Source organism: Klebsiella sp. RC2, assembly GCF_014192815.1.
Lineage (GTDB): Bacteria > Pseudomonadota > Gammaproteobacteria > Enterobacterales > Enterobacteriaceae > Klebsiella > Klebsiella variicola.
Map to the genome: position 1 here is coordinate 58,062 of NZ_JACHYL010000001.1, position 22,569 is coordinate 80,630.

Annotated in this window: 17 protein-coding genes and 2 pseudogenes; 6 read left to right on the forward strand and 13 right to left on the reverse strand. The window is 60.8% G+C overall.

The features are described from left to right. Nucleotides 1–278: 278 nt before the first annotated feature. Nucleotides 279–650, forward strand: coding sequence for a VOC family protein (locus tag FHW76_RS00290; RefSeq protein WP_141923335.1), 372 nt, complete (start codon nt 279–281; stop codon nt 648–650). Between the two features lie 7 nt (nt 651–657). Here FHW76_RS00290 and FHW76_RS00295 read toward each other — a convergent pair whose 3' ends face one another. From FHW76_RS00295 to FHW76_RS00305, 3 genes are all read right to left on the reverse strand, one after another. Next, nucleotides 658–1,728: an ABC transporter ATP-binding protein gene (locus FHW76_RS00295; RefSeq protein WP_104458945.1), complete on the reverse strand. Its 1,071-nt coding sequence runs from the start codon at nt 1,726–1,728 to the stop codon at nt 658–660. Next, nucleotides 1,721–3,490, reverse strand: a complete 1,770-nt coding sequence (locus FHW76_RS00300) for an iron ABC transporter permease (RefSeq protein ID WP_023318500.1) — start codon at nt 3,488–3,490, stop codon at nt 1,721–1,723. The genes FHW76_RS00295 and FHW76_RS00300 overlap by 8 nt, the downstream gene beginning before the upstream one ends. 74 nt (nt 3,491–3,564) lie before the next feature. Next, entirely contained in the window at nt 3,565–4,653 is a 1,089-nt protein-coding gene (locus tag FHW76_RS00305) for an ABC transporter substrate-binding protein (protein WP_004203017.1), read from the reverse strand. A gap of 303 nt (nt 4,654–4,956) precedes the next feature. On the opposite strand from FHW76_RS00305, the gene FHW76_RS00310 reads away from it, so the two are divergent. Together FHW76_RS00310 and fdhF are read left to right on the forward strand one after the other, a co-directional pair. Continuing rightward, entirely contained in the window at nt 4,957–6,036 is a 1,080-nt protein-coding gene (locus tag FHW76_RS00310) for a malate/lactate/ureidoglycolate dehydrogenase (RefSeq protein WP_032730618.1), read from the forward strand. Nucleotides 6,037–6,282: 246 nt separating this feature from the next. After that, nucleotides 6,283–8,433 carry a formate dehydrogenase subunit alpha gene (fdhF, locus tag FHW76_RS00315; protein WP_023322793.1) on the forward strand — a complete coding sequence of 717 codons (2,151 nt, stop codon included), beginning with the start codon at nt 6,283–6,285 and terminating at the stop codon, nt 8,431–8,433. Nucleotides 8,434–8,474: 41 nt separating this feature from the next. Here fdhF and FHW76_RS00325 read toward each other — a convergent pair whose 3' ends face one another. Next, the gene (locus FHW76_RS00325; RefSeq protein ID WP_048268522.1) at nt 8,475–9,632 is read right to left on the reverse strand and encodes a M20 aminoacylase family protein; all 1,158 of its coding nucleotides are present in this window, start codon (nt 9,630–9,632) and stop codon (nt 8,475–8,477) included. 296 nt (nt 9,633–9,928) lie between these two features. Here FHW76_RS00325 and FHW76_RS00330 point away from each other — a divergent pair, with 296 nt between their 5' ends. Both FHW76_RS00330 and FHW76_RS00335 read left to right on the forward strand, forming a co-directional pair. Next, complete coding sequence (locus FHW76_RS00330; protein WP_012541437.1) at nt 9,929–11,128, forward strand: MFS transporter; 1,200 nt, start codon at nt 9,929–9,931, stop codon at nt 11,126–11,128. 89 nt (nt 11,129–11,217) lie between these two features. After that, complete coding sequence (locus FHW76_RS00335; RefSeq protein WP_046881204.1) at nt 11,218–11,610, forward strand: VOC family protein; 393 nt, start codon at nt 11,218–11,220, stop codon at nt 11,608–11,610. Nucleotides 11,611–11,739: 129 nt separating this feature from the next. Here FHW76_RS00335 and FHW76_RS00340 read toward each other — a convergent pair. The 9 genes and pseudogenes from FHW76_RS00340 to FHW76_RS00380 form a co-directional block, all read right to left on the reverse strand. Then, a pseudogene (locus FHW76_RS00340) lies at nt 11,740–12,326 on the reverse strand (DUF1062 domain-containing protein). A 298-nt stretch (nt 12,327–12,624) separates the two neighbouring features. After that, nucleotides 12,625–13,347 (reverse strand): amino acid ABC transporter ATP-binding protein, encoded by a 723-nt coding sequence (locus tag FHW76_RS00345; RefSeq protein WP_012967953.1) that lies wholly within the window; start codon nt 13,345–13,347, stop codon nt 12,625–12,627. Beyond that, nucleotides 13,334–14,098 (reverse strand): amino acid ABC transporter permease, encoded by a 765-nt coding sequence (locus FHW76_RS00350; protein ID WP_008804505.1) that lies wholly within the window; start codon nt 14,096–14,098, stop codon nt 13,334–13,336. Before FHW76_RS00350 ends, FHW76_RS00345 begins: the two co-directional genes overlap by 14 nt. A 63-nt stretch (nt 14,099–14,161) precedes the next feature. Continuing rightward, nucleotides 14,162–14,929, reverse strand: coding sequence for a basic amino acid ABC transporter substrate-binding protein (locus FHW76_RS00355; protein ID WP_183476119.1), 768 nt, complete (start codon nt 14,927–14,929; stop codon nt 14,162–14,164). A 92-nt stretch (nt 14,930–15,021) separates the two neighbouring features. Further along, nucleotides 15,022–15,955 (reverse strand): annotated as a pseudogene (locus tag FHW76_RS00360) (MurR/RpiR family transcriptional regulator). Next, a complete protein-coding gene (locus tag FHW76_RS00365) occupies nt 15,921–16,898 on the reverse strand; it encodes an ABC transporter substrate-binding protein (protein WP_172602424.1) in 978 nt (325 codons plus the stop codon). Before FHW76_RS00365 ends, FHW76_RS00360 begins: the two are co-directional and overlap by 35 nt. Next, nucleotides 16,888–17,940, reverse strand: a complete 1,053-nt coding sequence (locus tag FHW76_RS00370) for an iron ABC transporter permease (RefSeq protein WP_012967952.1) — start codon at nt 17,938–17,940, stop codon at nt 16,888–16,890. Before FHW76_RS00370 ends, FHW76_RS00365 begins: the two co-directional genes overlap by 11 nt. Next, entirely contained in the window at nt 17,937–18,962 is a 1,026-nt protein-coding gene (locus tag FHW76_RS00375) for an iron ABC transporter permease (RefSeq protein WP_023297799.1), read from the reverse strand. Before FHW76_RS00375 ends, FHW76_RS00370 begins: the two co-directional genes overlap by 4 nt. Next, nucleotides 18,959–19,780, reverse strand: a complete 822-nt coding sequence (locus tag FHW76_RS00380; RefSeq protein WP_023297800.1) for an ABC transporter ATP-binding protein — start codon at nt 19,778–19,780, stop codon at nt 18,959–18,961. The genes FHW76_RS00375 and FHW76_RS00380 overlap by 4 nt, the downstream gene beginning before the upstream one ends. A gap of 505 nt (nt 19,781–20,285) precedes the next feature. Here FHW76_RS00380 and FHW76_RS00385 point away from each other — a divergent pair. Further along, on the forward strand, nt 20,286–22,358 hold the full coding sequence (locus FHW76_RS00385) for a TonB-dependent siderophore receptor (RefSeq protein ID WP_072122350.1): 2,073 nt from the start codon (nt 20,286–20,288) through the stop codon (nt 22,356–22,358). Nucleotides 22,359–22,569 lie beyond the last annotated feature (211 nt).

Here is a 22,569-nt window from a genome sequence, read left to right on the forward strand (position 1 = left end):
CATCGTGAGAAGGGTGCTGCCATAACCTTGAGGCGGTAAACCAGCGGCATTCACACCGCGCTGAGCTTACCCATGCGCCATAAAAGAGTGACTTGTATCACAAATGTTATTTTTTGTTTATGGTACATGGCAGATTAAACGTCTGTAAATACTCGTATTAGGAATAATTAAACATTTTGAGCTGTTAAAAAAGTTAATAACCGTTGTTAACTATTTTGCATCTATTTCCCGGCTAACGCGTTCAGCTGGCGATCCCCATCCACAGGAGAAGAGAAGATATGTTCGATCATGTGAAATTCGGCGCTAGCGACTATGCCGCCAGCAAAGCGTTCTTTTTACAGGCCCTGGCCCCGCTTGGCGTAACGCTGGTTGGCGAAGGCGAGCCGAGCTACGGCGCAGAGCTGGCCGGCAGCGGTGATGCCTCTTTATGTCTCTACCAAAGTGCGGAAAAACCGGCGCCGCTGCATATCGCCTTTCGCGCCGACAGCCGCGAGCAGGTCGATGCCTTCTGGCAGGCGGCGCTGGCCGCCGGAGGAAAGGACAACGGCGCGCCGGGGTTACGACCAAACTACCACGCCAGTTACTACGCCGCCTTTGTGATTGCGCCAGACGGGCACAATATTGAAGCCGTGTGCCATCTGGCGTCTTAACGGGCGGTTACCGCTGCGGAAAAATCCACACATCCTCCGCCGGGAGCGTCAGATGGCAGTGTTCGGCATCGCGCAGCGCCGTTCCGTAGGCGCGCAGCGGAAAGTCATCGCCTTCGGTACGGAACAGGTACTCCCAGCGGTCGCCGAGGTACATGCTGGTCAGCAGCGGTAGCTGGAGGCTGTTATCCTGCGCTGCGCCGTCGAGACGCAGGCGCTCGACGCGGATCACCGCCGTCGCCGGCTGGCCAACGCTGACCCCCTCGCCCGCTCGACCCCACAGCGTCCAGCTGGCGCCTTCAACCCTCGCACGACCGTTTTCCAGCGCCGTCACCTTACCGTGCAGACGGTTATTGCTGCCCATAAACTCGGCGGCGAACAGCGTCGCCGGGCTGCCGTACATCTCCTGCGGTGTCCCCTGCTGCTCGATGACGCCATTGTTCAGCAGCAGAATACGATCGGAGATGGCCATTGCTTCATTCTGATCGTGGGTGACCATCAGCGCCGACAGGCCCAGCTTGATGATCAGCTCGCGCAGAAACACCCGCGCCTCTTCGCGCAGTTTGGCATCAAGGTTGGAGAGAGGTTCATCCAGCAGGATCACCGGCGGGTTGTAGACCAGCGCCCGGCCGATGGCCACCCGCTGCTGCTGGCCACCGGAGAGCTGGTACGGATGGCGGTTGCCGAGGTGCCCCAGCCCCAGTTGATCCAGTACGCGCTGCACCCGCTCTTTTATCTCCCCGGCGGCGACTTTACGCAGCTTCAGCGGATAGGCCACGTTGTCGAACACCGTTTTGTGCGGCCACAGGGCATAGGACTGAAAGACCAGGCCCAGGTTACGCTCTTCGGCCGGGATCTCGCTGCGCGGCGTGCCGTCGTACACCGTGCGGTTGCCGATGGCGATCCGTCCGCTCGTCGGTTTTTCCAGCCCGGCCACCGCCCGCAGTAGCGTGGTTTTGCCGCTTCCCGAAGGCCCCAGCAGCGACACCACCTCTCCCCGGCCAAGCGTCATGGAAACCCCCTTCAGCACCGGGTTGTCGCCATAGGTGAGATGCAGATTTTCTACCGATAACTCAATCATGTAATTTCACTCCAAAGCGCAGGGCGATACCAAGGCCAATCACCACCAGCAGAATATTGATAAAGGAGAGCGCCGCGACGATATCGATGGCCCCCGCCGCCCACAGCGACACCAGCATCGAGCCGATGGTTTCGGTACCCGGCGACAGCAGATAGACGCCGGTGGAATACTCACGCTCAAAGATAAGGAACATCAGCAGCCAGGAGCCAATCAGCCCATAGCGCGACAGCGGGACAGTCACGTGGCGGGTGATCTGCCCCCGGGAAGCGCCGGTGCTGCGCGCCGCCTCCTCCAGCTCCGGGCCCACCTGCAGCAGCGTCGAAGAGATGAGCCGCAGGCCGTAAGCCATCCATACCACGGTGTAGGCCAGCCAGACGCTGAAGATAGTGTTGCGCAGGGCACGCAGTTGCACGATAAGGTGTTCGCGCAGCCAGTCGGCCACCGGCAGCGCCGAGAGCCAGCCGTGCTTCAGCGACTGATCGAGCCACATCGGCACAAACAGGAACACCCACAGGAAGGCCAGCCCGGCCAGCAGCCCCGGCACCGCACGCGGGACCAGCACGCTGTAGTCGAGAAAGCGGGTGACGTTGTCCGCTTTGCGGTGCATGGCGATGCCGACAAACAGATAGCAGATCACCGCCAGCGCGCCGCCGACGATGCCGATAGCCATCGAGTTGACGATCGCCCGCAGCAGGTTGGGCTGCTGCCAGATATTGTGGAACGTCGCCAGCGACAGCTCATCCCACAGCGACACCCCGACGCCCCAGTTGGAGATAAAGGCGCGCAGCGCCACGCCGAGCAGCGGCACGCCGATGGTCACCGTCAGCCAGGCCACCACCACCGCCCCGGCCACCCAGCGCCATTTGCCCAGCGGCAGCGCCCGCGCCTGCGACGCCTTGCCCTTCATGGTGACAAAGCGGTTGGCGGTGCGCATCAGCCGCCGCTGGAGCATCACCAGCGGGATGGTGATGCAGATCAGCACCACCGCCACCGCCGCCATCAGATGGTAGGAGGGGGTGCCGAGCTTATTGGTCAGCTTGTAGAGATAGGTCGCCAGCACCATGTTGCCCTCGGGGTCGCCCAGCACCAGCATCAGACCGAAGACTTCCAGACCGAGGAAGAAGAGCAGCACGCAGGCGTAAAGAATGGATGGCCGCACCATCGGCAGACTCACCGAGGTCATCACCTGCAGCGGCGTGGCGCCGACGGTGCGCGCCGCCTCTTCCACGTCCGAGCCGACGCTGCGCAGCGCCGAGGAGATATAGAGATAGGCGTGCGGCACGTGGGTTAAGCCAGCGATGACCACAATGCTGAACATCGAGTAGATATTCCACGGCACAAAGCCGATCAGCTGCTGCGCCCACTGGGAAAAGAAGCCTACCGGCCCGGCGGCCACCACGTAGCCAAAGCCCAGCACCATCGGCGAGACGAAGATCGGCACCAGGATCAGCGGCTCAATAAACCGCCGGCCGGGTAAATCGGTGCGTACCATCAGAAAGGCCAAAATACCGCCCAGTGGAATGGCGATAATCACCAGACCAAAGGCCAGAATAAAGCCTGACCTTAACGCCAGATAAAAATCCGGGTCGGTAAAAATAAAGGCAAACGCTTCCAGGCTCCAGGATTTGGAGCGGGAAAAGAACGGCGCGGAGAGAAAACTCTGCACCACAATAAATAACAGCGGGACGTAAATCACCAGCGCCGTGATGCACACCACCACGCCGCGCGGCAGCCCCTGCCACTTTCTGCGTAATACATTCATGGTTCATCCCTTTGGTCAGGTGAATAAACCCGCCGGGTGTGAATAAGGGGCATCGGCGATGCCCCGAAGGAGGATTATTTCGCGGCGGCGCTGCGCCATTGTTTAATAAACTGCAGACGTTTTTGCGGCTGTAAATAATCGAGCAGCGTTTCGTTGACCGGGATCGGTTTTAACGCTTTGCCCAACAGCGCGGTCATACCATCGATATCATTTTTACCTTCAATATCGCGACGAATAGAGGGAATATCCGCCTGGCTGGCGAGGATCTGCTGGCCTTTTTCCGACAAGACATAGTCGAGCCACAATTTTGCCGCATTGGGATGTTCGCTCTCCTGGCTAATAAACGAAACGCGGGAGAGCACCAGCACGTAATCTTTCGGATAGGCAATGCCTAAAGAGGGATCGTTTTTCGCCCGCGCTTCGGCATAGGAGCCAAGGATGTTATAGCCGATCAGGTTTTCGCCAGAGGAGACGCGCTCCATCATCGTGCCGGTGGAAGACTGCACTGTCAGGCCGCCTTTGGCGATATTCGCCAGGTCGGTAAAATAGTTCGCGTCGGCCTGGCTGTCCTGCACCGCCAGCATAAAGCCGAGGCCCGATTTTTCGATATCGTAGGTGGTGACTTTGCCTTTAAATTTATCGGCCTGGCTGGCGATCAGTTTTGCCAGCGCGGTATGCGAATCCGGAACCTCATTCTGCGGGATCAGCCGTTTGTTATAGATAAACACCACCGGCTCGTAGGTGGTGCCATAGGCTTTCTGCTGCCAGACCGCCCAGTCGGGTAATTGCTTCACCTCCGGCGAGGCATATTGTTCCGCGTATTCGGTAGCTAATTTCAGCGCGGTATCCATCGACGAGCTCCACACCACGTCCCCGCTGCCGCCCCCGGCGGCCTGCTCGCTGATATAGCGGTTATACAGCTCGGTGCTGTTCATGTCGTTATATTCGACTTTAACGCCCGGATATTGCGCTTCAAATCCTTTAATTAACGGCCCGGCCGCTTTGGTATCGGTGGTGGAATAAATAACCACCTTGCCCTCTTTTACGGCGGCATCAACCGTTTTTTGATAATCCGCCGGATAGCCCGCAGGCACCTCCGCCCAGGCGGCACAGGCGAAAACGGCCGTCAGTGAAACCACTAAACCACTTATTTTCTTATACATGATACCAACCTTTAATCATCAATTAATAAACACAAATTTAACATATAGTGGTATCAGCTCCCCTTGCAACGCCGGGGATGGCTTTTTTCTGGCTTTTGTGACACTGGCAGAATTTAAAAATGTGGTGTTTATGGCGTTAATTAAAACGCGATCCCGGCCCCGTTTTTTATCGCCTGTCGCCTGACGCAGACGCAGACGCAGTGACATTCCGCCGGGAGATGCCGCCCTTGACCTTCTGCGCCGGGCGGCGCAGCATAAAACGGCAAACATAACAAAATAACAACAGACTACAGGAGAGAATCAGTGCCAACAGGACACCGCTTTCTGGCGACGGATCTGCATCAGTTTGTCGTCTCACTGTTTACCCATCTCGGCAGTACCTCAGGAGAAGCCACCCTCGTCGCAGACCATCTGATCGCCGCCAATCTTGCCGGGCATGACTCCCACGGCGTCGGGATGATCCCAAGCTACGTGAAATCCCACGCCGGTGGTTTTCTGCAGCTCAACCGCCACGCCACGGTGACCAAAGACGCCGGCGCCGTGGTCACCCTCGACGGCAACGCCGGCTTCGGCCAGGTGGTCGCCCACGAAGCGATGCAGTTAGGCATTGAAAAGGCGAAGCAGCATGGTATGGCGGCAATCGCCCTGCGCAATGCGCATCACGTCGGGCGCATCGGCTACTGGGCCGAGCAGTGCGCCGCCGCCGGGCTGATCTCCATCCACTTCGTCAGCGTGATTGGCGACCCGATGGTCGCCCCGTTCCGCGGGAAGGACAGCCGCTTCGGCACTAACCCGCTGTGCGTGGTGTTTCCCCGCGCGGGCCATCCGCCGCTGCTGCTGGACTACGCCACCAGCGCCATCGCCTTTGGTAAAACCCGCGTCGCCTGGCATAAAGGCGAAGCCGTGGCCCCCGGCTGCCTGATCGACGCCGCGGGCCGACCCACCACCGACCCGGCGGTGATGCAGACCTCGCCGCTGGGCGCCCTGCTCACCTTCGCCCAGCACAAAGGCTATGCCCTGGCGACGCTGTGCGAAGTGCTCGGCGGCGCGCTCTCCGGGGGGCAAACCACCCATCAGGAGAGCCTGCAGACCAGCGTCGACGCCATCTTTAACTGCATGACCACGGTGATCCTGCGCCCGGACGCGTTCGATGCCCCGGACAGCCAGGCGCAGACGGAGGCCTTTATCGCATGGTGTAAACAGTCGCCGCACGATGCCGATGCCCCGGTGCTGGCGCCCGGCGAATGGGAGGCCGCCAACCGCGAAACGCGGCTGGCGCAGGGGATCCCGCTGGATGCCGGCAGCTGGCAGGCTATCTGCGCCGCCGCGCGCGACGTCGGCCTGAGCGAATCGCACTTCGACCGGTGCCACCCTCTCGCCTAGCCACGTTTACCCCCGCAGAGCGTCTGACGTCGGCGCTCTGCGTCATCGTCATTAGTGACGAGGTCACGTTCCCGTCATCACACCATTTTAATTTTCACATGTAAATCAATAAATTAAATTCTGGCACAAGACCTGCATAGCGCAGCAGGCCTGCGTCTGCATCACGACCAGGCGTTACCGCGATCGTTGCCCGTCGGGCCCGGCGCGACAGCGATCCTCTGTTCACTGTTAACAGGTCTGTTACTGATGAAAAAAATCACGAGCGTGTGCCCCTACTGCGGGGCGGGTTGCAAACTTAAACTGGTTGTCGACAACAATAAAATCATTCGCGCGGAAGCCGCCGACGGCGTCACCAACCAGAACCAGCTGTGTCTGAAAGGCTACTACGGCTGGGATTTTCTTAACGATACGCAGCTCCTGACGCCCCGTCTCAAACAACCGATGATCCGCTACCAGAAAGGCGGCGCCTTCACGCCGGTCAGCTGGCAGGAGGCGATTCGCTATACCGCCAGCAAGCTCAGGGAGATCAAAGAGAAGCATGGCCCGCGCGCCATCATGACCACCGGCTCCTCGCGCGGCACCGGCAACGAAACCAACTATGTGATGCAAAAGTTCGCCCGCGCGGTGCTCAACACCAATAACGTCGACTGCTGCGCCCGCGTCTGCCACGGCCCCTCTGTCGCCGGGCTGCAGCAGGCGCTGGGCAACGGGGCGATGAGCAACTCGATCAGCGACATCGAAAACTCGAAATGCCTGCTGGTCTTTGGCTACAACTGCGCCGACTCCCATCCAATCGTCGCCCGCCGGGTGATCAAAGCCCGGGAAAACGGCGCCAAAATCATCGTCTGCGATCCGCGGCGCATTGAAACCGCGCGCATTGCCGACCGTCATCTGCAGCTCAACAACGGCAGCAACATGGCGCTGGTGAATGCCTTCGGCTATGTCCTGCTGGAGGAGGAGCTGTACAACAAAGCCTATGTCGAACGCTATACCGAAGGGCTGGATGCTTACCGCGAAGCGGTGAAGGATTATGCCCCGGAAGCGGTGGAAGCGATTGTCGGGGTCAGCGCGCAGGCGATCCGTGAGGCGATGCGCATCTTCGCCGCCGCCCCTTCCGCCACTATTATGTGGGGCATGGGCGTCACCCAGTTTGGCCAGGCGGTGGACGTGGTGCGCGGTCTGGCAAGCCTGGCGCTGCTCACCGGCAACCTGGGGCGGGCGAACGTCGGCGTGGGGCCGGTCCGCGGGCAAAACAACGTGCAGGGCGCCTGCGATATGGGCGTGCTGCCGAACCTGTTCCCGGGTTATCAGGAGGTCACCGACCCCGCCGTGCGGGAGAAATTCGCCGCCGCCTGGGGTGTCGACCCGGCGCTGATGGATGACCAGGTCGGCACCCGCATCACCGAGGTGCCGCATAAAGCGCTGACTGGCGAGATCAAAGCCTACTACATCATGGGTGAAGATCCGCTGCAGACTGAAGCCGACCTCGGCCTGGTGCGCAAAGGCATCGAGGCGCTGGACTTTGTGGTGGTGCAGGACATCTTCATGACCAAAACGGCGGAAATTGCCGATGTCCTGCTGCCGGCCACCTCCTGGGGCGAGCACGGCGGCGTATTCACCTGCGCCGACCGTGGGTTCCAGCGGTTTGAACAGGCGATCCCTCCGGCGGGGAATGTGAAGCGCGACTGGGAGATCATTAGCCTGCTGGCCAGCGAAATGGGTTATCCGATGCACTATGAGAACAACCAGCAGATCTGGGACGAGATGCGCGAACTCTGCCCGCTGTTCTACGGCGTGACCTGGGAGAAAATGGGCGATATGGGCCATGTCCAGTGGCCATGCCCGACCCTCGACCACCCCGGCACGCCGTGGCTGTATAAAGACAACCGCTTCGATACCCCATCGGGCAAAGGACAGCTGTTCGCCACCGCCTGGCGCGCGCCGGCGGAGCGCCCGGATGACGAGTGGCCGCTGGTGCTCTGCACCGTGCGGGAAGTCGGGCATTACTCCTGCCGCTCAATGACCGGCAACTGTGCCGCGCTGCAGTCGCTGGCCGACGAGCCGGGACGGGTGCAGATGAATCCGGTGGATGCGCAACGACTGGGGATCGCTGACAAACAGCTGGTGTGGGTCAGCTCCCGGCGCGGGAAGGTGATCACCCGCGCCGACCTCAGCGATCGCATCAATCCGGGGGCGGTCTATATGACCTATCAGTGGTGGGTAGGCGCCTGCAATGAGCTGACCCAGGATAACCTCGATCCGATCTCCAAAACGCCGGAAACCAAATACTGTGCGGTGAAAGTGGAAGCGATTGCCGACCAGCAGTGGGCGGAGCGCTACGCCTGGACGGCCTACAGCGACATGAAGGCGCGACTGAAAGCCGCCGCCGACGTCTGACCTCAGGGAGCGCGCCGCGCTCCCTCTGCCGCTGCCGGTGGTTACGCCGCCGGCAGCTGTTTCTCCACCAGCGCCACCCACATGGCCACCCCGGGACTAATCAGCGCATCATTAAAGTCATAGCTGGCGTTATGCAGCGGCTTCGACGGGGTTTCGCCGTCGGTGCCTATCCAGAAATAGGCTCCCGGACAGGCCTCCAGCATGCAGGCAAAATCTTCGGAGGCCATCGACGGCGCCTGGTTCCAGCGCACCGCTTCCGCGCCGAGGGTGGCGATGGCCACCTCGCGCACCTGCTGCGCCTGCAGCGCATGGTTTTTGGTCACCGGATAGCCCGGGAACCAGCTAATCTCACCCTGCACATCGGACACCTGCGGCTGGGTCGCCACATAGCTTTCGATTAGCTCGCGCACGCGGGCGCGAACGCGATTGCTCAGACAGCGGAAGGTACCGCGCAGCACCACGGTGTCCGGCAGGACGTTGATCGCCTCGCCGCCGTTTATCTGGGTGATACTGACCACCGCGGAATCCTGCGGCGACAGGCGGCGGGAAGGAATGGTCTGCAGCGCCATAATCAGCTGCGCCGCCGCGACGATCGGATCGGCCCCGCTCTCCGGCATCGCCGCATGACAGCTCTTTCCGCGCAGGGTGATCTCGAAGGCGTCCAGCGAGGCCATCATCGCGCCATCGCTGAGCGCCACTTCGCCAAGGGGGATCCCCGGCCAGTTATGCAGCGCGTAGATGGCGTCCATCGGGAAGCGCTCGAACAACCCCTCTTCCACCATTTTGCGCGCGCCGCCGAGGTTCTCTTCCGCCGGCTGGAAGACAAAGTGGACGGTGCCGCTGAACTGGCGGGTCTGCGCCAGATGGGCGGCCGCCGCCAGCAGCATCGCGGTGTGTCCATCGTGGCCGCAGGCGTGCATCACCCCGGGACGGCGCGAGCGATAGCTGACGCTCCCCAGCTCGGTGATCGGCAGGGCGTCCATATCGGCGCGCAGGCCGATGACCGGCCCGGGACCGTTTTCCAGCGTCGCCACGACGCCGGTGCCGGCCAGCCCGCGGTGTACCTGCAGCCCAAACGAGGCCAGCAGCTCCGCAACGCGGCGCGAGGTCTCCTGCTCCTGATATCCGAGCTCAGGCGCGGCGTGAAATTCACGTCGCCAGCCAACGGCTTCGGCGATCAGTGACGGCGATACGGCCATGTATTACTCCTTTCCTGCATAGCGTAATGCTGAATAATCGGTCATGCGTCGCGTTTTTTCCCCGTCGCTCACTGGCGTCGGGTCGCTGCCGCTCCCTCCGTTATATCCTGTCGTTAACACGCTGACAACGTCACGAAATGCGGCGGCGGCGCGGCGTACAGCCCTGTCGCCGCCCGGCGGTCCTTTTTTGGTAGTGATTTCAACGGTGACAACGGCCAGGCGATTAATTATTATGCAACTCAGGACGGCAATTTGCCGAAGGATCCACTACTGACCTCTCCTTCATCGGAAATAAAATGTTTAACCCAGACCAGAATCGTCTTGCCCCCACGCTGGCGATGATCATGGCCGCGTCGCTCGTGGGATTTATCACCGGCTATACGGTGCCGTTAATCAGTCTTGAGCTGGCGCAGCAGCAGATCGCGCCGCTGTACGTCGGCCTGCTGGCCGCCCTGCCGCCCGCCGGCATGATGATCTCCTCTTTCCTCTCTCCTGCGCTGTGCCGGCGCGTTGAAATGGGCGTGCTGCTGAGCGGCAGTCTGATCCTGCTGGCGCTGGCGACCATCGCCTCATGCATGACCACCGATATGACGCTGCTTTTGCTGCCGCGCCTGCTGACCGGCCTGGCCTCCGGGGTCATTATCGTGCTGGGCGAAAGCTGGATCACCGGCGGCGCGGCGGGCAGCCAGCGCGCCACCCTCACCGGCATCTACGCCTCGGCCTTTACCGGCTGCCAGCTGGCCGGGCCGTTACTGATCTCCGTCGGCCCCGCCTGGCAGGCCTCGGCGCTGATGGCGATCGTCGCGGTCACCGCCGTCTGCCTGCTGATGCTGCGCCATCTGCCCACCGGCACCCGCGAAAGCCTCGGGGAGCGCGCCAGCTGGCGCAGCCTCGGCGCTTTCCTGCCGGTACTGGCCTCCGGGGTCTTCTGCTTCGCCTTCTTCGACGCTAGCATCCTCGCCCTGCTGCCGCTGTACGGCATGGACAAAGGGCTGAATGAAGGGATGGCGGTGCTGCTGGTCACCGTGGTGCTCACCGGGGATGCGATGTTCCAGACCCCGCTCGGCTGGCTGGCTGACCGGGTCGGCATTCGCCGCGTGCATCTGTCCTGCGCGGTAGTCTTCAGCCTGTCGCTGCTGGCCCTGCCGCTGATGCTCGGCTCGCGCATTCAGCTGATGGCCATTTGCCTGCTGCTGGGCGCCGCCGCGGGCGCGCTTTATACCCTGTCGCTGGTGCGGGCGGGGAAAACCTTCAATGGGCAGAAGCTGATTATGATTAACGCCCTGTTCGGCTTTTTCTGGTCCGCCGGCAGCGTCGCCGGGCCGGTAGTCAGCGGCATGCTGATCGGCATCACCGGCTACGATGGCCTGATCGTCACCCTGGTGGCCAGCGGCGTGCTGTTCCTGTTGATTCAATGTCTATGCAAAAACGAGAAAACCCTGCTTGCCAGTGAGCAGGAAGAGGAGATGGATGAGGCGACGGAGTCCGCACGGTAGTCCTGACGGGCTGGCCTGGCGCCAGCCAGCCCGCTCGCCAGCAACCAGGCTGAGGTTTTACGCCATCAAACCTGCTCCAGGAGGACATCATGTTTTCATACATCATGCTTGGAACCAATGACCTGCCACGCGCCATCAAATTCTATGACCCGTTAATGGCGCTGCTGGGACACGTCAAAGCCGGCCGTAACGAACAGGGGGCGTCCTGGGGGACCTTCAACGGCAATCACACCTGTGGGCTGTGCGTGGGCGTTCCTTTTGACCAGCAGCCTGCCGGGGTGGGCAATGGAACGATGGTGGCGCTTAACGCCCGCTCCGTCGAGCATATTGCGGAACTGCATGCCCTCGCCCTGCAACTCGGCGGACGTGACGAAGGCGGTCCCGGTCACCGGCCGCAGTATGGCGACGGTTTTCACAGCGCCTACGTCCGCGATCCCGACGGCAATAAGCTGGCGTTTGTTTATTATGCGTCTGCAGATTGAATGGCTGCAGCGGAGGTGACTTTTTCAGGCGGAGGTAAGGGAGTCAGGACGGCCAACTTCGCCGTCCTTATTTCACCGAAAATGGAATAGCCAGCAGCTCAAGCACGGCGGATTTTCTGAGCCGTCGGGTTAGCTACGGTGCCGCTTAAGCACAATTCGGCGTCGCGCATACAGCGTTTCCGCCGCCAGCTGAAAATGATATTCCATCGCCTTCAGCTTTTTCGTCTTGAGCTGTTTTAGTAGAATACCCTCGATATGCCCTGTCGCGACCAGGATTTCAGCCGTACTCAGCTTGAGCTGTTTTTTCAGTATTGATAGCAGGCTGATGCGAAATGGCTGACTGACGCTGACGCGCACCGTTATCCGCTGACATGCCATCAACGTAACCGACCATTGCTCGTGAATACGAAAATCAGGTTGCCCCGACGGCTCGGCGCGGTTGCGCTTCAGCGTCGCGAGGTCAGCGGCATAATAGTGAACCATAGCATAGCTGCATCGTTCTGCATCAGACGCTGAAGCAGTTTACGGTTTATCTTGCTGACGTGCAGCCTGGAAAACAGGGCGATATTCCAGGTGTAATCGCAGCGCGTGCATTTATAGATGCTCCAGATATCCAGCAGCTTCTTTTGCGAATTCACCCGGATGGCGCCGGAAGGCGCGAAGTCGCGTTTTACATTGCAGGCGGGGCAGCGTTTGGCAATGTGCTGATACCCCACGGGCGTGACCGTCCATGTAACTGTCATAACGTACCTTTTTTAACCCATACGAAACCGAGTCCGTTATTAACGGACCATGATTTTTGGCGTATAAAAAATAGTTAATCGCTATTTTTCAGTGGGTTAAAAAAAGATTTCCAACGTTATTTTCCTGGAGAAGTCCTCATCGGCACCCTGAGATTAACAAAGGGGTTATCGCGGGATATATGAGCCCAGTCAATGTTTGCGCGGATGATTAAAAGCTTCGTCAATACACCCAGAATGCTCAGCGGGCTGGCCTGGCGCCAGCCCGCTCGGTTTACAGCACCTTGCTGAGGAACGCGGCGGTGCGTGGGTTGCTCGGCGCGCTAAAGATCTGCCCCGGCTTGCCCTCTTCCTGAATCACGCCCTGGTCGATGAAGATCACCCTGTCGGCTACTTCGCGGGCAAAGCCCATTTCGTGAGTCACGATTACCATGGTCATCCCCTCGCTGGCGAGGTTTTTCATCACCTCCAGCACGTCGCCCACCAGCTCTGGATCCAGCGCCGACGTGGGCTCATCGAACAGCATAATCGACGGCTTCATCGCCAGCGCGCGGGCGATGGCTACCCGCTGCTGCTGACCGCCGGACAGGCTCGAGGGCCAGGCATCGCGCTTATCGCTTAAGCCCACCTTCGCCAGCAAGGCGTCCGCCAGGTCGACCGCCTGCTGGCGCGGCATATTGCGCAGATTCATCGGCGCCATAATCAGGTTTTCCAGCACCGTCATATGCGGGAACAGGTTAAAGCGCTGGAACACCATGCCGACGCTTTCGCGCATCTTGTTGAGGTCGGTGGTCCGGTCGTGGGCGGCAAAGCCGTTAACCACCACCTCGCCTTCGCTGACCGTTTCCAGGGCGTTCATGCAGCGCAGGAAGGTACTTTTTCCCGAGCCGGACGGGCCGATGATGCACACCACTTCCTGCGGTTTAATATCGCAGCTAATGCCGCGCAGCACGTGGCTGTCGCCGAAGCGCTTATGTAAGTTATTAATGTGAATCACTTTTGCCAAACCTCTTTTCCAGACGGTTAACCAGCTGCGCCAGCAGGAAGGTGATCACCCAGTAGACCAGGGAGATGGTCAGGTAGGGTTCCCAGTAGGTGGCGTAGGCGCCGGAGACGGTGCGCGCGGCGTAGGCCAGATCGGCCAGGCCAATCGCCGAAGCCAGCGACGAGTCTTTGACAATGGCGATGGCGTTGTTGCCCAGCGGCGGCAGAATGCGGCGAAACGCCTGCGGCAGGATCACCTTGCGCATGGTTTTCCACCACGGCATGCCCAGCGCGCGGGAGGCCTCCATCTGCCCTTTGTCGATCGACTGGATGCCGGCGCGGAAAATCTCCGACACATAGGCTCCGGCATTAAGGGTAATCGCCACGATGCAGGAGAGGAACGCCCCGTAGCTGGCGCGCAGCTCGCGGGCAAAGTCAGCGCTCATCAGGCCGCCGGTTACCAGCAGGCCGTCGCGCGGGTTGATAAACAGCGGCACCAGCGCAAAGTGCACCACCATAATCTGCACAAACAGCGGCGTACCGCGGAAGGCGCTAACGTAAAAACGCACCGGAAACTGCACCAGGTAGCGGAGAATATATTTCCACGGCCCGTGCTCGGCCTTCGCCATCCGCCCGAGACCGAGAGTTAACCCCCACAGCGTCCCGAGGATCACGCAGATAATGGTACATTTAATCGTCATCAGGGCGCCGTCCACAAACAGCGGGCCGTACTCCTCGATGATCTCCCAACGGAATCCCGTCATAGTCCTTCCCTAAAAAATACGGCTATCGCCTGGGCGATAGCCGTGGTCACTGAAAAAGGTGGATTATTGCGCTGGCAGCGTCGGCACGTTGTCGTCGAACCAGGTTTTATAGATTTTGGCGTAAGTCCCGTCAGCAACAATCTTTTGCAGCCCGGCGTTGATCTTGCCCAGCAGTTCGCTGTTGCCTTTCGCCACCGCAATACCGAAATACTGACGCTCAAATTTGGCATCCGGCACCAGCTTGAACTGCTTCTCCGGGTGCTGTTTGATGTAGTACTTCACCACCCCGACGTCGCCAACCGCGGCGCTGACGCCGTCCTCAAACAGCTCCTGAAGCATCAGCGGGGTATTGTCGAAACGCTTGATCGCGGTGCTGTTTTTGCCCAGCACCTTAGAAACCACGATATCGCCGGTGCTGGAGTTCACCACCCCGACCTTCTCGTTTTTCAGGGCCGCCAGCGAATCCACCTGCGAGTCCTGGGCGACGACGATAGACTGCTCGGCCGGGAAGTACGGCGCGGAGAAATCGACCATCTGTTTGCGCTTATCGGTGATGGTGATCCCGGAGATGATGATGTCGCGGTCGCCGGTGTTCAGCGTGGCGAAGATGCCTTCCCATGGGGTATTGACCAGCTTGACGTCAAAGCCTTCGGCTTTAGCGATGGCTTTGATGATGTCGATGTCGAAACCTTCCAGCTGTTTCTGGCTGTTTTCAAATTCAAACGGCCGGTAGGTGCCGCCGGAACCGACGGTATAGGTTTCCGCAGCCGCCTGTCCGGCTGCCGTCAGCGCGGCCATCATGAAACACGCCTTGAGCAAATTCTTGACCATGATATTTCCTTTTTATGCATTTATTTTGCATAAAAATACACACACTGACTTTTATATGCAACCGGAAACCTTCCCGCTGGTGAATTATCTCTTCAACTGCCCCGTTTACCGCCGGATTTACCGATGGCCCGGTGCAGGTCGTTGATTCGTTTCAGGGATTTCACCGTTTTTTGTGGCGTGGTGGAGGCCACCGACAGGACAATCATCTCCAGGCAGACCAGCACCGTGCCGTGCAGCGGCATCCGGCTGCTGTCCCCGCCGCGCGGGACGTCGATCACCACCTGCGCCTCCTGGCTGAAGCGCGAGTCCACCGCCTGGGTCAGCAGGATGGTCGGAATACCCAGCCGCTTCGCCTCGCGCAGGGTGGTCATCCCTTCGCGATGGGGGGATTTTTGCCCCATCATGATCAGCACATCGCCGCGCTGCAGGCCGATAAGCTGCTCGGCGAGGCTGAAGCCCGTGCGGTTCATCACATACGCCGGCAGGCCAATGCGGCTGAACAGCCGGGCGGTGTACTCGGCGAGGATCCCCGAGGCGCCGATGCCGAAGATCCCTACCTGGCGCGCGTCGCTGAGCAATGCCACCGCCTGGGCCACCGCCGCGCGGTTGTCGGCGCGCGACAGGACCTCGCAGACCCGCTGATGGCCTTCAAGCACAAAATCAATACTGGAGTTGACGTCGCTGGAGAGCGCCGTGACCGTCGAGCGCATCTTTTCCGCCGAGGTAACCGAGGTGCCGAACCAGCGCTCCATGGTCTGCTTAAGCTCGCGCAGCCCGGCAAAGCCCAGCGCCTGGATGGCGCGCACCACCGTGGCGTCGGAGGTCTGGGTCGCCGTGGCGATCTCCATCGCCGTATGCTCCAGCACCACCTCGCGGTTGTCGTTGATATAGCTGACCACGGCCCGTAGCCGGGGGGAAAGCTGGTGCGCCCGGGCGCGATAGCGTTCGCCGAACAAGTCGACTTTGCCCTTCTCTTTTTTTACCGCGCTTTTCATTTGGCCTCCGCCGGGATCGGCCTGCCGGCAATATGCGACTGCACCTGGGCCACCATCAGAGACAGCGCGGCGTAGGAGTTAGAGATCACCTCTTCCCGCGGCAGCAAAATATAGTGCCCGGTGCGGCAGGCACGCAAAAAGTCACACCAGCCGGGCATCACACCTTCCATCGCCTGCAGTTCATCCTGCGGCTTACCGCCGGTATCCGACCGCCAGGTAGCAAAGACAAAATCGGCGTCCAGCTCCGGCAACTGTTCAGCGCTGACATCAATGCGCTGGCCGTCGGGGATCCGCTCAATCAGCGGCGGAAAGCGGAACCCGGCGTCGCGCAGCACCCGGCCCAGCGCATGATACGAATGATGCACCGTGACCTTGCCGTTGTTCGCCTGGATCACTGAGACGCTATACTGCGGTGGATTGACCATCGCTTTCAGCTGTTTGATTTGTTCCTGATAGCGGCGCTCAAGGATCGCCAGCCGCGGCTGGGTGCCGGTCAGCTGCGCCAGCTTGCGGTAAATCTGCGGGGCGCTACCCTGCAGATGGTCGATGCTCACCGTCGGGGCAATCTTCTCCAGTTGCTCCACTGACACATGGCGGCTGGGCTCGGTGATAATCAGATCCGGCTTTGCGGCGGCTACCGCTTCCAGATCGATATCGGCGGTGCCAATAAAGCGGATATCGCTGTTGTCGAAATCGACACCGGTGAGCTGGGCGCTGGCGCGCAGATAGTGGCTGCCGTCCGGGCGCGTCCGGCCGTGGCTGGCGATCGGCGGCACCCCGAGCTCAATCAACGGAATGGTAATATCGAGATCGTGCATCGAAACGATACGCTGCGGATGCAGCGGGACGGTGACCGTGCGGCCTAAATCATCGGTGAAAGTTTGAGTTTGCGGGGCGGCGGCGCTGACGGCCCCCGTCAGCAACAGCAGCAATGAGACGAACCAACGCATACTACCTTCCTGGTTAAAGGGCATCACGGCGACGCCAGAGCAAGACAACAAAGAATGGGCAGCCCACCAGGGCAATGACAATCCCCGCCGGGATCTGCAGCGGGGCAAACGCCAGCCGGCCAAGGGTATCGGTTACCAGCACCAGCAAGGCGCCAATCAGCGCGCTGCCGCACAGCAGCGATACCTGGCCGCCGCGCAGCACAAAACGCGCCATATGCGGCGCCATCAGGCCCACAAAGCCCAGGCTGCCGACGCAGGAGACGCTGGCCGAGGTCAGCAGCACCGGCGCGAAAAAGCGCAGCATCGTCAGCTGCTGCAGACGTACGCCGAGGCCGATGGCGGTCCGGTCGCCCAGCAGCGCCACGTCCGCCGCCCGGGCGGTACAGAACAGGATGATGGCCCCGGGCAGCGCCCAGCAAAAGGCCACCGCCAGCAGCGGCCAGGTCGCGGCCTGCAGGCTGCCCGCCAGCCAGATCATCGCCGTCTGCACGTCGCGAACGTCGGCGGTGGTCATAAAGATGCCGACCGCTGCCGCCAGAGTCCAGGAGACGCCGATGCCAATTAAAATAAAGCGCGGCCGCGAACAGTCGCGCGCCAGCGTCAGGACCAGCAAGGCCACCGCCACGCCGCCGACCATTCCCGCCAGCGGCCGCCAGACCAGGCCTACCGCCGGGAAAAACAGCACCAGCGCCAGCACCACGATGCTGGCCCCCTCTTTGACGCCAATCAGCCCCGGGTCGGCCAGCCCGTTACGGGTGATGCTCTGCATCGCCGCGCCGGCCATCCCCAGCATGGCCCCGCACAGCAGCGCCATCAGGATCCGCGGCAGGCGGATATCAAACAGAATAAAGCGCGGCTGCTCGCCCATATCCTGCGGCGCCAGCAGGGCCCGCGCCAGCGTCGACGCGGGCAACGGAAAGCTGCCGCGGCTGAGGCTGTACAGCCCGAGCGCCAGCAGCATCAGCATCATGATGGCGGCAATGTTGAGCGCCGCCGGGCGCAGCAGCAGCTGGCGGGAGGCGATAACCAGCGGCCGAAAACCGGCCCGGTGAACGGCGCGCGTCATTTAAAAAACCTCGCGGCGATAAAGATAAACAGCGGCGCACCCACCAGGGCGGTCATCGCCCCGGTCGCCAGCTCCTGCGGCGCGACCAGCGTCCGGGCAGCGATGTCCGCCAGCACCAGCACCAGCGCCCCCACCGGCGCCGCCAGGGGCAGCGCCAGACGGATATCTTCCGTCACCAGACGGCGCACCACGTGCGGCACCACCAGCCCGACAAAACCGATCGGCCCGGCCACCGCCACCGCCGCACCGCACAGCAGCGCAATCGCCAGCAGACCCAGCAGCCTCGTCTGGACGAGATTAACGCCAAGGCCCAGCGCCACCTTATCCCCCAGCGCCAGCACATTAAGCCGTGGGGCAATGAGCAGCGCGACGCCAAGGCCGATCAGCGCCGGAACCAGCGCCGTCTGCAGCGTGCTCCAGTTCAGTCCGGCCAGGTCGCCGGCCAGCCAGGTACGCATCGCCAGCAGCGTCTGTTCATCGAGGATCAATATCGCCGCCGTCACCGCCGACGCAAACGCTGACAGCGCCACTCCGCACAACGTGATGCGCAGCGGCGTCGCCCCGCCACGCCCGGCAGAGGCCAGCGCCATCACGCCGCCGAACAACAGCGCTGCGCCGCAGGCGGCGGTCAGCGGGCGCCCGGCGGGGAAAGCGCCGAGAGACAGGCCCAGCGCCGAGGTCGCCACCACCGCCAGCGAGGCGCCGGCGTTAAGGCCGAGAATATGCGGCTCGCCAAGTGGGTTACGGATCACCGTCTGCAGCAGCAGCCCGGCGACGCCGAGCGCCGCGCCGGTCAGCAGCGCTGCCGCCAGCCGCACCAGGCGCAGATCGACGATGATTCGCTGGTCGAAGTTGCGCGGATTGTACTCCAGCAGCGCCTGCAGCACCGTCTGTGGGGCGATCCAGCGGGCGCCTAAGCCAAGATGCACCAGCGAGGCGGCGATAAGCAGTAGCGTTAGCAGCAAGAGCGCCAGTCGGGGGCGGGCATGACGCCGCGCGGCGTACAGAACGGCGGCGCTCATGCGTCAACGGCCTGGCGGGCGCGAAACGGCATAAAGAACGGTTTGCCGGTTTGCGGGTTAATCGACATCTGCACGTCAACGTCAAACACGCGTTTAATCAGCTCAGGGCTACAGACGTCGTTGTCGCTAATCGTGCCGGCGATGCGCCCCTGTTTGAGGAATACCAGCAGATCGGCATAGTTCACGGCAAAGTTGAGGTCATGGAGCACCGTCACCACCGTGCGGCCATGTTCGCGGGTGAGAGTCTGGAGCAGCTCGAGGATATCGACCTGATAGCGCAGATCGAGCCAGGTGGTCGGCTCATCGAGCAGAATGGTGGCCGTTTGCTGGGCCAGCGCCATGGCGATCCAGCAGCGCTGACGCTGGCCGCCGGAGAGGCTGTCCACCGGCAGATGGGCGAATTCGGCGGTACCGGTTAAGCGCAGCGCCTCCTCCACCGCCAGCTCATCGGCCTCGGACCACTGGCGCATCAGCCCTTGCCATGGGTAGCGCCCGCGCGAGACCAGCTCGAAAACCGTTAACCCTTCCGGGGTCACCGGCGATTGCGGGAGGATGCCCAGCTGGCGCGAGACGGCTTTCGTCGGCATCTGGTGAATGGCTTGCCCGTCCAGACGCACGCAGCCGCCGAGCGGTTTCAGCATTCTGGCGATGGTCGAGAGCAGCGTGGATTTACCGGAGCCGTTCGCCCCGGCCAGCACCGTCATTTTGCCGGTGGGAATGGTCAGGTTGATATCGTCAACGATCAGGGTCTGGCCGTATCCGGCCGACAGGGCATCCAGTACGATCCCCTGCTCTGCAGGTTTCACCCGCTGTGGCATAACTCGCTCCTGCGCCGCAGCGTTCCAGGCCATCGCTGAACAGTCTGCAGTCAAACAAAAATAAATCTCATTCTCTTTTGATCATGACGGGGATAGATGTAGTAGTCAATACTCGCCATTGTCATCCATCCGTCGCGAGCACTACAGCGAGGCTGCGCAACAGTAAAACCAATAAAATCATTTAATATCAATAAAATAACAACACACCACCTCATTGAAAAGACGTGATAACCCCGCCATTTCCCACCGCCAATTTTTTATCTTACATAACATTTACTACTACATCCCTTCATGATTGAATGATTCTCAATTACACATCTGAAGGCGCGTTCAGACGCTAAACAGAGTGCTTTTATTATTCAGGGCAATGATTTTATTGGCTTAATCTGACCGCAAAGGCAGATTCGTTCACGAGAAACAGATAATGACTCAACCCCATGTCGCCTGCAGAGCGTTGCAAGGGCGCGCGCTTTTTTCGCTTCTTTTTTTAGCCTCACCGGGATTAATGGCCGCCGACAATAGCGCGGCGAAAAGTAATAACGACGCGGAAGAGACCATCACCGTGGTGGCCGACGGCGCGCAGCAGAGCGCCACCAGCGGCTATCAGCCACTCAGCTCCGCCACCGCGACGCTGACCTCGATGCCGCTGCTGGATATTCCGCAGGTGGTTAATACCGTCAGCGATCGGGTTCTCGAAGATCAGCACGCCACCTCACTCGATGAGGCGCTGTATAACGTCGCTAACGTGGTGCAGACCAACACCCTCGGCGGTACCCAGGACGCCTTTACCCGCCGCGGCTTCGGCGCCAACCGCGACGGCTCGATCATGACCAACGGTCTGCGCACCGTGCTGCCACGCAGTTTTAACGCCGCCACCGAACGGGTGGAAGTCCTGAAGGGGCCAGCTTCGACGCTGTACGGTATCCTCGACCCCGGCGGGCTGATCAACGTCATCACCAAACGGCCTGAGCGGCAGTTCTCCGGTTCGGTTTCCGCGACGTCCACCAGCTTTGGCGGCGGTACCGGCAGCTTCGACGTCACCGGCCCCATCGAAGGCACGAATCTGGCGTACCGGCTGATTGGGGAATACCAGAATGAGGATTACTGGCGCAATTTTGGTAAAAACAAAAGCAGCTTTATCGCCCCTTCCCTGACCTGGTTTGGCGAGCGGGCGACGGTGACCGCGTCCTATTCGCACCGCGACTACAGCGCGCCTTTTGACCGCGGCACTATTTTCGATCTGAACACCGGCCATGCGGTGAACGTCGATCGCAAAACCCGCTTCGATGAAGCGTTTAATATTACCGATGGTTATTCCGATCTCGCTCAGCTCAACGCCGAGTATCGCCTTAACGACGCCTGGACCGCGCGCTTCGACTACAGCTACAGCCAGGATAATTACAACGATAACCAGGCGCGGGTGATGGCCTATGATTCGGCGACCGGCAACCTCACCCGCCGGGTCGACGGTACCCACGGTTCAACGCAGAAGATGCATTCCACCCGCGCCGACCTGCAGGGCAACGTGGTGGTGGGCGGCTTTTATAACGAACTGCTGACCGGCGTCGCCTATGAGAATTACGATCTGCTGCGCACCGATATGCTGCGCTGCAAGAACGTGAAAGGCTTTAACATCTATCATCCGGTCTACGGCACTCTCGACACCTGTAATACCGTCTCCGCCTCCGACAGCGATCAGCGTATCCAGCAGGAGAGCTATGCCGCATACGTGCAGGACGCGCTGTACCTGACTGACAACTGGATCGCCGTCGCTGGCGTGCGCTACCAGTACTACACCCAGTACGCCGGTAAAGGCCGACCATTTAACGTCAATACCGATAGCCGCGATGAGAAATGGACGCCGAAAGCCGGCCTGGTCTACAAGGTGACGCCGAACGTCTCCCTGTTCGCCAACGTCGCCCAGTCGTTTATGCCGCAGTCGTCGATCGCCAGCTATATCGGCGAGCTGCCGCCGGAAGAGTCCACCTCTTACGAAGTGGGCGCCAAATTCGACCTGTTAAACGGCATTACCGCCAATATCGCGCTGTTTGATATTCATAAGCGTAACGTGCTGTACACCGAGAGCATTGGCGATGAGACAGTGGCCAAAACGGCGGGCAAGGTGCGTTCCCAGGGCGTGGAAGTGGACCTGGCCGGGTCCATCACCGATAACCTCAGCGTGATCGCCAGCTACGGCTACACCGACGCCAAAGTGCTGGAAGATCCGGATTACGCCGGGAAACCGCTGCCAAACGTACCAAAACATACCGGTTCGCTGTTCCTGACCTATGACATTCATAACGTCTATAACAGCAACACCCTGACCGTCGGCGGCGGCGGCCATGCGGTCAGCAAGCGCTCCGGCACCAACGGCGCGGATTATTATCTGCAGGGCTATGCGGTGGCGGATGTGTTCGCCGCCTATAAGATGAAGCTGCAGTATCCGGTGACGCTGCAGGTGAATGTGAAGAACCTGTTTGATAAGACCTATTACACCTCCTCGATCGGCACCAATAACCTCGGCAACCAGATTGGCGACCCGCGCGAAGTGCAGTTCACAGTGAAGATGGATTTTTAAGCCGGACCATGGCGTCGCGCCGGATGTTCATTGCCGGGCGGCGCTGCGCTTGCGCCGGCCTGCAACTGCATAGCCTGGGGTCCTTCCCCTTCCTGTCGAGTTCGTAGGCCCGGTAAGGCGCAGCCGCCACCGGGCAAAAATGTGGCGCCTGGCGCCGGATGTTCATTGCCGGGCGGCGCTGCGCTTGCGCCGGCCTACAACTGCATAGCCT